General features: G+C 58.2%; 15 protein-coding genes. 8 read left to right on the top strand and 7 right to left on the bottom strand.

The genetic code is table 11. From position 1 onward, the window contains the following. Positions 1-2 precede the first annotated feature (2 nt). The 4 genes from AUK77_RS01065 to AUK77_RS01050 are packed head-to-tail and all read left to right on the top strand — an operon-like array spanning position 3 to position 5597. Complete coding sequence (locus AUK77_RS01065) at positions 3-1247, top strand: hypothetical protein (protein ID WP_296125330.1); 1245 nt, start codon at positions 3-5, stop codon at positions 1245-1247. Next, the gene (locus AUK77_RS01060; protein ID WP_296125329.1) at positions 1244-1843 is read left to right on the top strand and encodes a hypothetical protein; all 600 of its coding nucleotides are present in this window, start codon (positions 1244-1246) and stop codon (positions 1841-1843) included. The genes AUK77_RS01065 and AUK77_RS01060 overlap by 4 nt, the downstream gene beginning before the upstream one ends. Further along, on the top strand, positions 1840-4614 hold the full coding sequence (locus AUK77_RS01055) for a hypothetical protein (protein ID WP_296125327.1): 2775 nt from the start codon (positions 1840-1842) through the stop codon (positions 4612-4614). The genes AUK77_RS01060 and AUK77_RS01055 overlap by 4 nt, the downstream gene beginning before the upstream one ends. Beyond that, positions 4611-5597: a hypothetical protein gene (locus tag AUK77_RS01050; RefSeq protein ID WP_296125326.1), complete on the top strand. Its 987-nt coding sequence runs from the start codon at positions 4611-4613 to the stop codon at positions 5595-5597. The genes AUK77_RS01055 and AUK77_RS01050 overlap by 4 nt, the downstream gene beginning before the upstream one ends. Before the next feature lie 99 nt (positions 5598-5696). Here AUK77_RS01050 and AUK77_RS01045 read toward each other — a convergent pair whose 3' ends face one another. The 4 genes from AUK77_RS01045 to AUK77_RS01030 all read right to left on the bottom strand — a co-directional run bounded on the left by AUK77_RS01045 (position 5697) and on the right by AUK77_RS01030 (position 8405). Beyond that, complete coding sequence (locus AUK77_RS01045) at positions 5697-5879, bottom strand: hypothetical protein (protein WP_095461358.1); 183 nt, start codon at positions 5877-5879, stop codon at positions 5697-5699. A gap of 10 nt (positions 5880-5889) precedes the next feature. Then, complete coding sequence (gene radC / locus AUK77_RS01040; protein ID WP_150549229.1) at positions 5890-6387, bottom strand: DNA repair protein RadC; 498 nt, start codon at positions 6385-6387, stop codon at positions 5890-5892. Then, the gene (locus AUK77_RS01035; RefSeq protein WP_013982991.1) at positions 6359-7309 is read right to left on the bottom strand and encodes a hypothetical protein; all 951 of its coding nucleotides are present in this window, start codon (positions 7307-7309) and stop codon (positions 6359-6361) included. Before AUK77_RS01035 ends, radC begins: the two co-directional genes overlap by 29 nt. A 91-nt stretch (positions 7310-7400) precedes the next feature. Then, positions 7401-8405, bottom strand: a complete 1005-nt coding sequence (locus AUK77_RS01030; RefSeq protein ID WP_003291452.1) for a lambda-exonuclease family protein — start codon at positions 8403-8405, stop codon at positions 7401-7403. 156 nt (positions 8406-8561) lie between these two features. Between AUK77_RS01030 and AUK77_RS01025 the strand changes: the two genes are divergently transcribed. Then, positions 8562-8792, top strand: coding sequence for an AbrB/MazE/SpoVT family DNA-binding domain-containing protein (locus AUK77_RS01025; RefSeq protein WP_057391045.1), 231 nt, complete (start codon positions 8562-8564; stop codon positions 8790-8792). Next, on the top strand, positions 8792-9196 hold the full coding sequence (gene vapC / locus AUK77_RS01020) for a tRNA(fMet)-specific endonuclease VapC (protein ID WP_296125324.1): 405 nt from the start codon (positions 8792-8794) through the stop codon (positions 9194-9196). Before AUK77_RS01025 ends, vapC begins: the two co-directional genes overlap by 1 nt. A gap of 83 nt (positions 9197-9279) precedes the next feature. On the opposite strand, the gene AUK77_RS01015 is transcribed toward vapC, so the two are convergent. Together AUK77_RS01015 and AUK77_RS01010 are read right to left on the bottom strand one after the other, a co-directional pair. After that, a complete protein-coding gene (locus AUK77_RS01015; RefSeq protein WP_296125322.1) occupies positions 9280-10248 on the bottom strand; it encodes a DUF932 domain-containing protein in 969 nt (322 codons plus the stop codon). Between the two features lie 59 nt (positions 10249-10307). After that, complete coding sequence (locus tag AUK77_RS01010; RefSeq protein WP_036992178.1) at positions 10308-10640, bottom strand: hypothetical protein; 333 nt, start codon at positions 10638-10640, stop codon at positions 10308-10310. 401 nt (positions 10641-11041) lie between these two features. Between AUK77_RS01010 and AUK77_RS01005 the strand changes: the two genes are divergently transcribed. Further along, positions 11042-11314, top strand: coding sequence for a CopG family ribbon-helix-helix protein (locus tag AUK77_RS01005; RefSeq protein WP_296125320.1), 273 nt, complete (start codon positions 11042-11044; stop codon positions 11312-11314). Then, on the top strand, positions 11302-11595 hold the full coding sequence (locus AUK77_RS01000; RefSeq protein ID WP_296125319.1) for a type II toxin-antitoxin system RelE/ParE family toxin: 294 nt from the start codon (positions 11302-11304) through the stop codon (positions 11593-11595). Before AUK77_RS01005 ends, AUK77_RS01000 begins: the two co-directional genes overlap by 13 nt. Here AUK77_RS01000 and AUK77_RS00995 read toward each other — a convergent pair. Beyond that, the gene (locus tag AUK77_RS00995) at positions 11589-12998 is read right to left on the bottom strand and encodes a site-specific integrase (RefSeq protein WP_296125317.1); all 1410 of its coding nucleotides are present in this window, start codon (positions 12996-12998) and stop codon (positions 11589-11591) included. The genes AUK77_RS01000 and AUK77_RS00995 overlap by 7 nt on opposite strands. Between the last annotated feature and the right edge of the window lie 425 nt (positions 12999-13423).

The following is a 13423-nucleotide window of genomic DNA, read 5'->3' as shown; positions in this document are numbered from 1 at the left end:
ACATGGCTAATCCACGCTCTCTGGTATTCGCCCTTTATAGCCACTGGCCGGTGGTCGAGTGGCTGGTACAGCGCACTCGAGAGATTCCAGCATTTGAATCAGAGCAAGTGCTGGCGCTGATCAGTAAGGTTGATCCAGGCATGCTGCGAGACGCCCGTGAGAATGTTCTGCGAGCGCTGATCAACACCGAAATTCTTCGTGTCCTCCCAAGGGATGAACTGCTGCAGCTCAATCCCTTGGTGCTTGAATTCGTCCGTGGCCTGAACAGAGAGCATGAGCTTGGGCTATCTGCAGTGCTCCAGGCCCGAGTGCAAGGAATTCGCGATGCTACGGAGCGCTTGAATGAGGCGATCGAGGGTAATGACCTTGATCTGCTGCGTCAGTCCGCCGTCCAGCTTACTGAGTTGTTTCGCCAGATTGCCCAGCAGCTGGATCAGGATCGCCACGCCATTCTCGAAATTGCCGAGAAAGCCAAGAGCACTGAGGCCCATGTGCCTGCCGAGCGGCGTTACCGGCAGGTGCTACAGGCCTATGATGATTACATCGAGCCAATGGCGGAAATGATGGACAGCGGCCCGTCCGGCAGCTTCTACCGCCTGCTGGAGGAGGCAGAGCGGCAGATTGACTACTGCCAGGAGAAGCTCGCTGTTCAGGGGGCGCTTTACACCTTGCGTATGCTGGTACGTCAGGCCGGCTTTCAGGTCAAAGAGCTTCGTCGGCTTGGCCGGGAGGTGCTGAAGCAGTGCAGCGATACGCTTTTACCGTTGCGAGAAGAGCTCAGGCGGCATAACAACCTGTCTGCTGCCGTCAGCCAGCTTCTTGGACAGGTGCGCAAGCGCGGCTTGTCGCGCACATTCCGACAACCAGACTTCCCTGTCTGGCGCGCAGAGCGTCCCCGGCGGGTAACGGTTGGCGATGAGGTACTCACCATCATGGCTGAGGGCCTGGCATATGAGCCTGTGAGTCATGCCTTCCCCGATGAGGCTCCAGCTGAGTCAGCAACAGAGCTGCGGTTCGTCGATGGTGTCGAACTGCGCGAGCGCCTGGCTGCCAGTGGCTCTGTGCCTAGCTTGCTTGACTGGCTTCGGACGAACTACACCTATCTGGATGATGCCACTGTTCTGCGCCTTTACCACGAGCTTGTCAGGGAGCCTGAGTGGGAGTTCCAGCAGGACGACCAGAAACTCAGTACTGACCTTAATTGGCTGCGCGTCACTCACTACCCTCATGGAAGATCCGCACGATGAATCAAGCAGTCACACTTCATCTGGGGCGTTTGCCGAGCCTTGGCGCGCTGTTCGAGTTGTTCAATGCGGGCAAGCACCTGAATCATATTGCAGAGCCCGTTCTGTGGGCTGAGCTCGAGAAAGAGCAGGAGCAGTACCAAGAGCTGTTCGGGCGTCTTGGCTTCACACTGCGCGTGGATAGGCGCGGGTTTGCCTGGTTCCACTTCGACAATGCGAGCAGCAACGTCAGCCGCACCACACGCCAGCTGGCGCTGTTGTTCATGCTGCTGTTCGAGTTGAAGGCCGACGAGGGGATGCACCTGCACCGATTCGGTGACTGGATCATTGATCGCGCTGTGCTGGCAAAGTTGCTTGAGCGCGGTCATGACTTGCTCTTGGCTGAGGGGTTAGATGAAGAGTCGCTCGTAGGGCTGCTCGATCGCGCGTGTGCGTATGGGTTTGCTGAGTCAGCTGCAGGAGGATGGCGGCTACTGCCTGCCGTCTGGCGGTATCTGGATCATTTTGTGAAGCTGGCCGGCGAGCAGGACGGCGAGATTGAAGAGGGTGTTGATGTCAGCGAGGCCATCGAGACCAGTGAAGAGGATGAGCCAGCATGATGGATTATGGATTTCAACGGCTGGTGCTGCTTAACAGTGCAGGCTACGAGCGCGCAGAGTTACCTTTGGATGCGTCTGTATCGTTGGTGGCTCCGAACAATACAGGCAAGACCAGTCTGATCAATGCCTTGCAGTTCTTGCTGATCATCGACCGGCGGCGGATGGACTTTGGTCCACACGACGTAGAACGCAGTCGGCGCTTCTATTTCCCCAACAACAGCGCCTACATCCTGCTGGAGGTGCTGCTTCCTGAGTCGGGCAGTGTGGTGCTGGGATGTGTTGGCAAGGGTGTCAGCAACGACTACGAATACTTCGCTTACCGTGGCCAACTGAACCTCGATGACTACCGGCGCGATGACGGCTGTCTGGTGGCACAACCGCAGCTGCTGAGTCATTTAGCCACTCGCGGCTTGCTCGCCCAACGCTATAGCGGTAGCGAGTTCACCAGCATGGTGTATGGCAACAGTCGGCGGGGGCGGGGAGAAAACGGTGACTTCACAATTTTCCGCCTGGAGCAGGCCCGCCACGCTGAGGTATTCCAACGGGTGCTCACCCGAACTCTGCGCTTGGACAAGCTGCAATCCAAGGAGGTGAAGGACTACCTGTTGCAGATCTTTCACCGAGATCTTTCGGACGCGGGCATCGACTTCAAGCAGGAGTGGGACAAAGCTTTCGCCGATGTAAATGCCGACCGAGAGCAGTACCAAGCTGCCCAAAAGCAGCTGGAACGGATCGGCCGCCTCGAAACGCTGTATGAGGAGCGCTTGCAGTTGCGCGGCAAGTTGTTTCACCTCCGTCCGCTGATCGATCAGGCGCTGCAGGACTGGCAGAGCTATTACCAGTCTCGCTCAGCTGACCTGCAACAGACCCGCGCCGGCATCGAGCAAGCCGAAGAGCAGCTGCAACATGACCGGGTAGAGTGGTCTGCTGCCCGTGAGCGCAGCCTGCAGACTGAGGCTGCGCTGAAGCGCGAGGGTGAGCGGCAGGCTGAACTGGAGCGCCGGTTCACGCTGATCGACCGACGCGAGACGCTGGAGCGTAGCATCGAGCATGCGCGTGCAGCCTACGAGGCCCAGGTTGCGCTCGTTGCCGGAGTACAGGGTCGAAGCCCCAATGAGATTGTTCGCGATCGCAACAGGGTTACGCAGGAGGTGCAGCGGCTCAGTCGCGAAAGAGCAAGCCTGGCGGGCAACCTCTATCAGCATCTGCAGCGGGAGTTGAACGCGGAGCAGCTGGCTGCCCTGAACCGGCTGTTCGCACGGGAGGTTATGACGCTGCCGGAGAGCTGCTTCCGTCTCAACGGCGAGCAACTGCATCAAAGCCTTGAGAAATGGCTCAGCCAGGCTGGCCGCCTTGAACTGCCGGGACTGGATCTGCAGTTGGCTGACCTGCCCGACCAGCACCGTCAGCGCAGCGCTGAAGAAATCGATCAGGAGTTGTCTGACCTTCAGCGCCAGCTGGCTCAGGTCGATGAGCAGCTACAGGCTGCGGAGCAAATTCGGGCCGCTGAGGCACTCAAGCTTGAACGAGAGCATGACTACCAGCAGGCCCTGCGCGAGCTGGAAGCCTTTGACGATCTCGCCATCTTGCGCGAGCGCGGAGCTGAGCGCGAGCGATCTCTGTTGGACTGCCGGAGCGTCTTGGCTGATTTGGAGGCCAAGCTGAGAGGAGTCCAGGCCGAGGTGCAGCGTCTTCGAGAACAGCTGGATGGCATACGTAAGCAGCAGGATGAACTCGACGGCCAGCACGGGGAGATCTGTACTGGCCGCGATCGGCGCAGTGATGGTGACCCTATCTTCAGCTATCTGGCTGATCTGCTGCATCACACGTGGGTTGGGGCTGCAGAGCTGGCTATTGAGCAGTTGGCCGAGCACCTGCGAGAGTATCAGCAGGACTGCCGCCGGCTGCTGAGTCTTGAAACTGATGTACGTGGGTTGCTCGCCGAGCTGCATGCGGATGGTTTGACCAAGTTCCAGACGGCCGACGATCCTGACGAAGAGATCCGCCTGATGATCGAGTTTGGCCGGCATCTGCCCCAAGAGTTCGAGGCCATCGAGCGTAAGGCGCGCACAGCGGTGGTCAACGTCACGGCGTGCCTGCGGCAATTGCGAGGCAGCCTGAACGATTTCAAGGCCAAGATGCGCCAATTCAACCAGCTGATCGGCCGGCGTCGGTTGTCCGACCTTTCGGTATTCAAGATCGAGCCTGAAGACGAGCGGGAGCTGGTCTGGGCGATCGAGGCGCTTATCAGCACAGCGGAGCAGGTGGATTCAGGCCAGAGCTTTGAGCTGTTCGACCACGGAAGTGTGCTCGATGATGAGAGTCTCACACGGGCAAAGGCCCTGCTGATCCGAGAGGGTGATGCCCGAGGCGGTCTGGCTGTTGAGCATCTGTTTCGTCTGAGCTTCATCGTCGGTAAAGAGGGCCAGAAACCTGAGGCCTTTGCTGATATTGATGGCGCTGCCTCCAACGGCACGGTGCTGATGGCAAAGTTGGTAACGGGGCTGGCGCTACTGCACCAGATGCAGGACAAGCGCTATTCGGTTCGGGCTGCCTGCTACTTGGATGAGGCGCTGGCGCTTGATGGGCCAAACCAGACGAGCTTGATCGACACAGCTGCTGAGTTCGGTTTTGCGCTTATCTTCGCCTCTCCCGCGCCGCTGGCAACCGTTCGTTACTGCGTACCAATCACTCGCCACGGCGGACACAATCACGTCAGCCGCAAGAATTGGCAGGAGTTGGAGCCGCGCGTGGCGGGAGCTGGTGCGTGAGCCGTTCACTGGCCGATGCACTGGAAAAGCTGCTTGTTGCTGGCGGTAGGCTGGCTGCCAGCCAACTGACAGCTGCCCAGCGCGGAGCGCTGGAGGAGTTCGCTCGGAGAACCCTGGCGGTGCGGTTGTCAGTCAGTGGTCGCGGCAGTCTGTATCAGATCGCCGCCCCAGAACAGGTTCAGGCACACCTGGCTCAGCTAAGGCCGGGACACACGGAAAATGTGGCCAGAGTGATCCCGCAGCGCGCCCTCAATATGTCGCGGAACCGTGACAGTAAAAGTGGTAGTGCGCGGCACTCGGTACAGTACCTGCTGCTTAAAGCCGTAAACGACGGGCAGTACTGGCGTGATGGCAAGGGCCAACTACTCGATGTATCGCAGCTGACGCAGACCTGCGGGGCTGCCGCTTTGGCTGTGCAGAGCGGCGATGATTGGCACACGGCTTCGCCCTTGTGGCTGATCGAGAACCAAGCCCTGTTCGACGATATCAGCTGGCTGCCCGCCGATGCGAGCGGCACCTTGTGCTACTACTCCGGACAGCTGAGCGGCCTGCTGCTGTACTGGTTGGCCAAGAGACCGCGGGCTTCACAGGTAATCCTTTTCCCCGATTACGATGGTATTGGGCTTCAGAACTTCGCTCGACTCTATGAGCTCATTGGGGGCACGTGCAAACTCTGGTTAATGCCGCATTGGCAGGAGCGGTTGAGGCTGTATGGCAATCAACGGATTTGGCAGGACAACTTAGCGAACTATCAGGATGCGGTAAGTCGACTTCGATCGTTGGGCATGCCCAGCGAGTTGGCCGAGCTGTGTGATGCTCTGCAAGGAATGGGCTTGGCATTGGAGCAGGAGAGTGTGTTTTTACGGCGGGGAATTTCTCAGCAACCGGTGAATAAAATGCTTTCAGAAGACCTTGAACTGACCGAAATTGCTAAGTCTCGTTCAAGTGAGACAGCCCTCCCAGTCAATCTGGATGATTTATAGGTGTGGTCTATGACCTACGGTTGCAGTTCAATCCAAAAAAAGAAAGTTGGCCGGATGATTGCGGACGGATAGCCGCGTGGCTACCCGTCCTGGTTAAGCTTATTCTAGGACCTTTTGAGATGACTTCTGTAGTCGACTGAGAAGCCAGCAAGCGACAAGCACAGCGATCAGCAATGGCGGAAAACGCACCATCAGGATCACCAGCAGCAATAGCGCCAGGCAGCCTGCCAGGATCCCGGCAAACATAAATACCCAGGCAACAGTCCGTAACAGCAGTTTCATTGGCACCTCCTTACAGGTAGCCCAGTTCTGCCAGTGACACGCAGCCTTCGTTCCCCACCACAACGTGATCGAGCGTTCTAACTCCGACCAGATTCAGCGCGTCCTGCAGTTTTGTGGTGAGATTGCGATCCGCCATGCTGGGCTCAGGGTCTCCCGAAGGGTGGTTGTGCACCAGGATCAGGGCAGCGGCGTTGTGCTCCAGGGCGAGCTTCACGACCTCCCGTGGGTAGACGCTGGCGCTATCCAGCGTGCCGCGAAACACTTCCTCAAATGCGATCACTCGGTGCCGGCTGTCGAGCATGAGCAGGGCAAATACTTCATGCTCATAGTTGGCCAGCAATGTTTGCAGGTGGCAGAACACGTCCTTGGGGGAAGTCAGTGCTCGGCCCTTGCGCAGGCGCAGACTGGCCAGTTGCTTGGCCATCAGCAGGATGTCGTTTTCCGTCACCGGCGACTCGACCAGGTAGGTGCCTGTCGTGTCACTGGCTTTCAGCTTGTGCAGGCGCATGGCGGCCTCCTTGGTTTTGGTCTGTGGGTGGGGTTTGACGTGCAGCCTGTGCATCGAGCTTTTCAGCCAGGCTGGGTTTGGTGGGGTTGAGTTGAGACATTGTTGCTACAGCAGTGGCTTCACCCTCGGGGTAGAACTCATCGACGATGGCGCCGACATCCTCCTCGCTGTCCTCGAACGCACCGTTGCCGAAGCCGCGTCGTGCCGCCTCATCCAAAGCGGCCTGATTGAAGCCTGCAGCCTGACGTCGTGAATCGAGTTCATTGGCTGTCACCAATGCTTCGGCCATTTCCATGCCACCGCGTACCGTCAGGTCGGCGTAGAAGATCGGCGTGCCATGACTCTGGCGTGTCGACTTGCCACGCAGACGTAGTTCCAGTGGCAGGCAGGCCAGGCGGTTGCCCGAGATGGCCTGGAAGTAATGCAGGCGCGCGGCCAGGGTGCGGATGCTGTTAAAACCGGTGGTACGGAACACGAAGCTGCCCAGCGGATCCTCATCGCCAATGACTACGTTCAGTCGGCCGTAGGGCTTGCAGGCACTGCCTTTGGCCAGCGGACAGGCATCCGGTGAAGGACAAGGCAACGACTGCATGCCGTCCTGTGTGACCCGCTTACAGGTCTCGCCATTACCGACGCAAACTGGTCGACCCGATTGCCGGTCGAACAGCGTGTAGTCAGCCCGGAAATTCAGCTCCGGTTCGTTGAACAGCAGGCGTACCGGAATGCTGCGCAGCTTGTCGTCCTTGCCCTGACGTAGCTCGTCATTGAGCGGGTGCAGCAGCCAGCCGTCCTTACCCTGCACCTGGGATGTGATGGTGAATTGGTCATCCTTCTCCGGCAGCCGTTTGCCGTTCTTCTCGATGACCTTACCGATGGAAATCCGCCCGAGTACCGGTGGAGTGATAGCCAGACCTTTGAGCATGGTAATTCTCCTGGAAATGAAAAAAGGCCAGCCACGCAGTGCGAACTGCATGGACTGGCCAAGGGGAGGGAAGGGATGAATGAGGTTGGTTTCAGCCGACCAGGAAGCGCCGTGCACCTGGTTTCAGCAGTGGGTATTTGGTCTGCAGGTAGGGCTTGTCCTTGAGCAGTTGAGCGACATCGAGGCCGATGCTGTCCTTGGCTTTGCGCCAGCTGACATAGCCGCTGGAAAACTCCGCTCTGCTGGCATCGCCCATGGCCTGCTGCAGCATCTGCTTTAGCTCAGCCTCGCGTTTTTCCTTGTCGGCAATCGACTGACGAACAGCCCTCAGCTCGACGTAAGCCGCGCTGAGCCCGGCATGCTGGGTGAAGTCGACGACTTGGCCGTTGTCCTCCGGGTAGAGGCAGCGCAGTGCTGACTCTGCCGAAGCGGTGCCATCAGCCGGTGGCGGCGTATCAGTCTCCACGTAGTGCCAGAACTGGCGCTCCAGCTCGATCAGGCGAGCGATCATCTGCTCATCCCGCTCGATGCGGTGGATCTCCAGCGTCTGACCACCCAGCAGTACCGCCACATCCGCCGCCTGCTTGCCGGTGACGGCGAGCTGGTGCATCACCTGCAGTTGCACATACTCGGGTACGCCCTCTTTCCAGAGGCGTGCGCCGTTTATGCCGGCTGTCTTGCATTCGAGGATTTGCACGCCATCGGCCCCGATCACCTCGCGGTCGATGTTGGCCAGCATCCAGGGCAGCTCCGGATCCGGATGCTGCAGTACGGCGTTGATGCGCCGTACCTTGTTCTTCGTGCGCTTGCTGTAATGCCAGGCCACGATGGGCTCCAGCACGTTGCCCCAGTACATCGGGCTTTCCTCATCGTGCGGGTCGGCCTTGGGCAATGTGGTGTCGCGGCCGGTTTTTTCCATCCACAACTCCAGCTGCGATTTATACGGATTGAGGCCGACGGCTGCGCCGGCATCCGAGCTGCCGATGCCTTGCTTGCGGATCTGCAGCCAGTCCTCACGGGGCAATTCCTTGGTGCTGATCAGGCGTAGGGCTGGGCGGGGTTTGCTGGGGCTGCGGTTCAATGAAGTGGCTTTCATCATGTTTCTCCTGCAGGCATAAAAACGCCCAGCCAGCACAAGGCTGACCGGGCGGTTATGGTGGTAGGTGGATGGCTAGTTGGGGATATGCCGTTGACATATCCCGCTTGATTGACACAATGGGCTATACGCAAGGCATATCCCGGGGAGGTTTCCATGGAACAAGGTGCAGTTTTTCAGAGCAACCGCAGTCAGGCGGTGCGTTTGCCCAAGGCGGTTGCGCTGCCTGAGGATGTGAAGCGGGTGGATGTAGTGGTAGTTGGTCGAGCCCGAATCATCACGCCGGCAGGCGAGGCCTGGGACCTCTGGTTCGATGGCGAAGGTGTGACCGCTGACTACATGGCGGATCGCGAGCAGCCTGCAGATCAAGAGCGGGATGCGTTCTGATGCTGAAGTACATGCTTGATAACAACATGTGCATTTTCACGATCAAGAATCGTCCTGAGCAGGTGCGGGAAGCCTTCAAGCGCCATTCAGGGCAGCTGAGCATCAGCACTGTCACCCTGATGGAGCTTATTTACGGCGCCGAGAAGTCCGCTAATCCCGAGCGTAATCTGGCGGACGTTGAAGGTTTCGCTGCGCGCCTGGAAGTACTGCCTTACGACGCTCAGGCAGCGGCTCATTCCGGGCAATTGCGAGCTGAGTTGGCTCGTATCGGCAAGCCTATTGGCCCGTATGATCAGATGATTGCAGGACACGCACGTGCCCAGGGACTGATTCTGGTCACGAATAATCTTCGTGAATTCGAGCGAGTACCGGGTTTGCGCGTCGAGGATTGGGTGAGCGCCTGAGTAAGGGCGATCATTTAACGCAGAGCAGCTGAACCCCTGATCACCCTTGTGGCGATCAGGGGCTGTGTTTATGCCGCATCAGCTTAAGCGGCGAGCTGCAGCGCTGCGTCCAAGGCGCGTTGCTTGATCTGCGCGCCCTGGCCGAACCAGGCTGAGTCGAGGCGATACTCAGTGCTGCGCGCCCGGCGCTCGTGATCGACGTACTCGGTGACGGCATTGAGGAGGCCCCAGGCGGTGCCACGTGCCGAGTCGAGCTGACTGCCACGGCCACGACCTTCGTACAGCTCCTGCACTTTGCGCAGGGCGCGCTCGTTGGGCAGTTGCTCCGGCAAGGCGCCGGTCGGGCTGGTCTCGCACATCACGTTCATAAAGAAGCTCAGTGCCTCATGCCACTGCACCTTGCGTTCCGCCAGGTGGCGCATGCGGTACATGAAGTCGTCCCATTGCGAGACGGCGACACCAAGCTGCTTCTTCACCAGCTCACCATCGAAGCGGGTGCTGTGCGGCACCTTGATCGCACGGCTGGTGCCGTCCAGGGCGATGGTGAGGGTGTTGTTGCAGACCACGCGAATGGTGGTGGGCGTTGCCGTGGTGGCCAGGGTGCCGTCGCAGGAAGTGGCCAACAGCAGGTAGCCATTCACTTGGTCGTTGCCCTTGAGCGCAGCGCCCTGGCCGGTGCGTGCCAGCGCCCAGAACTTGCGACCCCCCTTGAGCACGCCAGCAGTTTCCAGCTCGTAGCCGGAGACCTCGGTCAGGTCGCGATAAAACTCCAAGACATCCTTTGGCTGCACGGTGTGATAGCGCTGCGAGACCACCGACAGCGGTGCCTTTGTGTCCGAGCGGTAGAGCACTTTCTGTTCCGGGAATGAGTGGATCGTGCCCAGATGGCCGATGGCATCCGACTTGAAATGCACAGGGCTTTCCAGGATCTGCCAGTCCATGCCGGCTTCGCGTTGCCAGACTTCGATGGGTTGTTTCTGCGGCAGGTTGTTGCCCAGACCGTGCCACGGGGTAGCGCCAGCGTAGGCCATGGTTTCGATGAGATGAGCCATTACAATACTCCTTCTACGTATGTATACGTAATAACGTTTCGTATATCGGTACGATGAGTTCAGCGCTCATTTTGTGTAAAGGCAGTGCCGCAGTGATGGCACTCATAGTTGTCGAGTACGTGAGAGTCAAACTCTTCACCCATCTTAGCGCCGGCCAGCCCCCCGGCAGTTCCACCTGCCAGGCCGCCCAGAATCGCGCCAGCCAGGCTACCCAGCGTAATACCCACGGGGCCAGCGAAAGCACCTATAAGCGCGCCGCTTTTTGCGCCAGCCATAGCGCCTGCTGCTCCGCTCGCCGTGCCGCCAACGGCGCCAATAGCGCCACCGACTTTGCGACCATGATTGCGCGCTACAACTCGAAGAGAACCGCAGGAAGGACAGCAAATACTCATCATTCAGACTCCTGTTCAAAAGAGGATACCCAGAGGTAGAAACGAGCCTTTCGTGCTCGTCTTCCCATGGGTAATAAAGGTCTGAAATATTTTTGAATCGCGTAGCGTGTTAGCAGCGTTCATGATTCCCGGCTTGTTGGCCAGCGAAGTATCCGCTGCACTGCGTAGATTCACGCATTGCCGGTTTCGAGACTGAAACTGCCCCTTTCGGGGGGGGCGTCTGGTTTAGGTTTTAATGAAAGCGCTCGTACCAAGATGCTGAAGATGACTCAGCTATACCGGTGCGAGTGACCCGGTCGAACCTCCAGCATCGTGATCTGTTTGTGAGCATCGGATAGACAGCTTTCACGACTGCTGCTACCTTATTAAAAGGTAATACCTTTAGATAAAGAGGGCTAACCATGGCCACTTCCATCAAAATTGATGACAAGCTAAAAGGCCGCATTCAGCATTTGGCTGGTTTGCGGCAGCGCTCATCTCACTGGATCATGCGTGAGGCGATCACCCAGTACGTCGAGCGTGAGGAGGCCCGTGAGAGCTTCAAACAAGAAGCGCTGACATCTTGGGCTGCATACCAGGAAACCGGGCGGCATTTGACCAGCCAAGAAGCTCGGACCTGGCTCGGTAGCTGGGGAACAGATACTGAGGTAGAGCTTCCCAAGTGCCACGACTGATCGTCACTGAAGGCGCGGCGAAGGGCCTGGAGCGTTGCCGGCGATTTCTCTCCGATAAAGATCCGCAGGTCGCGCGCCGTGCTGCACAGGCAATCGAGCGCCAATTCACTCGATTGGAGGAAAGTCCGGAAGTAGGGCGTCCATTTCCAGATCTGCCGGAGCTGCGTGAGCTCATCATCGAGTTTGGTGACTCAGGTTACGTCGCGCTGTACCGCTATGAGCGTGCAGATGACACCGCCTATGTCTTGGCCTTTCGCCATCAAAAAGAAGCTGGCTACTGAGGCTGGACAGCAGCTTTCGGGCTCCCGGCAAGAATCGACTCCAGCCTCTCTCCCAATAACCGCCATGCTTCGGTCTTTTCCTTGGCGTAATCGTGGTGCAGGTAATGTCGACGGACCTTAGAGCCGCCCAGCAGATGGTTCTGGCAGCGGTCGATTATTTCCAGCGTTACACCCAGCTCCTGCATCATGGTCGCGCCCGTGCGGCGCAGGTCATGCGGGGTCCATTCCCCCCTGGTTCCCTTGCTCAGCACAAGTGAATCGTCATGATGCCGGCCGGCCAGTGGCTTGCTGCGGTTCTTGAATCGACACTGGCGGTCTCCGATGAGCTTGCTGACAGTCTTGGTATCAACGTGGCTTTTACCATCCTTGCTGGGGAAGCAGAACGGTGTATTACCGGTTTCTTTCTGCAGTCGCTGGAACTGCGCGATGGAAAAAGCTGATAGGAACACATGGTGATCCTGACGTTTGCCTTTATGGCCTTTGGTAGCCTCGGCAGGGATGAACCAGGTGCCATTCTTCAGGTCCAGGTAGCGCCACTCGGCCTTAAGCAGTTCGCCGATACGACAGAGGGTGCTCAGGCAGATCCACAGCGCGCATTGGACGCGCGTGTTGACCGGACGAATGCCGGAATACTTCTGGCCAGCAGGAAGCTCTTCGTAGTCTTTCTCCAGGCGTTCGAAGATGTCACGCAGTTCTCGAATCTCGTCAGGGGAGAGCAGTCGATCCCGCTGTTCTTCGTAGTCATGGTCGAGCAACTTGTTGACGTCTATCAGGTCGGCTGGATTGCCGTCAGTCATGAGGCCACGCCATGGTTTGCGTTTCTCGGCCCAGCGCAGCATCTGGCCGATGTCCTTGCTGCGGATAACGACGGTGCGATTTAGGCCGCGAGATTTGACTGAGCGCAGGACGGTGAGCAGATCCTTCTCTGTGAGATTGCGTAGCGGCCTCTTGCCAATGAGTGGAAGGACGTCCTTCTTGAAGCTGCGGATCAGCTCGGCATTGCCGTCCTGGCGGGAGACGCCGTCACGTATCCACTCATCAAAGAGATCGGCCACTGTCTTGTTTTCTGCGGCTTCACGCTCTGCCTCAGCAATAGTGGTGGCGATTGCCGCTTGCGCCTCGATCCGTGCTGCTTTGGCGGCAAGGGTAGGGTGCAGGCCTTTGGTGACGAGTACCCGGGCTTCGTCCCGCTCAGACCGAATTTGCGCCAAGCTTTTCTTCGGCCAGCTACCCAAGCGCTTCCTGGTTCGCGCTCCATCCAGCTTGAATTCATAGCTGAACTGAACCGTGATTCCGCGGACACCGACGCGCACCTCGGCAACCAATCCTCCATCCTCGCGGAAGACCTTACCGTCATCTTGCGCTGTCAGTGCCTCCAATTGCTTGATCGTTATCTTGGACACTCTCTACCCCTAGTAAAATTCCTCGCGCCCGAATTTTGTGCCACTTTTGTGCCACCAAAATGCTTGGCTGGTGGTGGACGGTATTGGACGCTATAGGATGAGAGAGTAGCCTGTAGGGCCCGTATTTACTAGGCATAAGCCTGTCCAGCAGTGTCCGATAGGAACTATGGGAATCCACCAAATAAGCGCATGGGGTGCAAGGGGTCGAGTGTTCGAATCACTCCGTCCCGACCAAAAAACCCTAGAAAATCCAGCCACTTAACGGTGACTGGATTTTTTTATGCCTGTAGGTTTTTGATGCTAGTGCTATTTTTATCTTTCTGGTTGGTAAGCGTCCAGCCAAGTCACCTTCCGAACTCCAGCATTAAGGGCGATGGTGTCCGCGTATTTTTAAGCGGACGCGATTGCCCTTATCGCCGGGATTT

This window comes from Pseudomonas sp. Ga0074129, from assembly GCA_001465025.1.
GTDB lineage: Bacteria > Pseudomonadota > Gammaproteobacteria > Pseudomonadales > Pseudomonadaceae > Aquipseudomonas.
The sequence above is the reverse complement of the archived record's forward strand: the minus strand, read 5'-3'. Positions and strand labels throughout refer to the sequence as shown.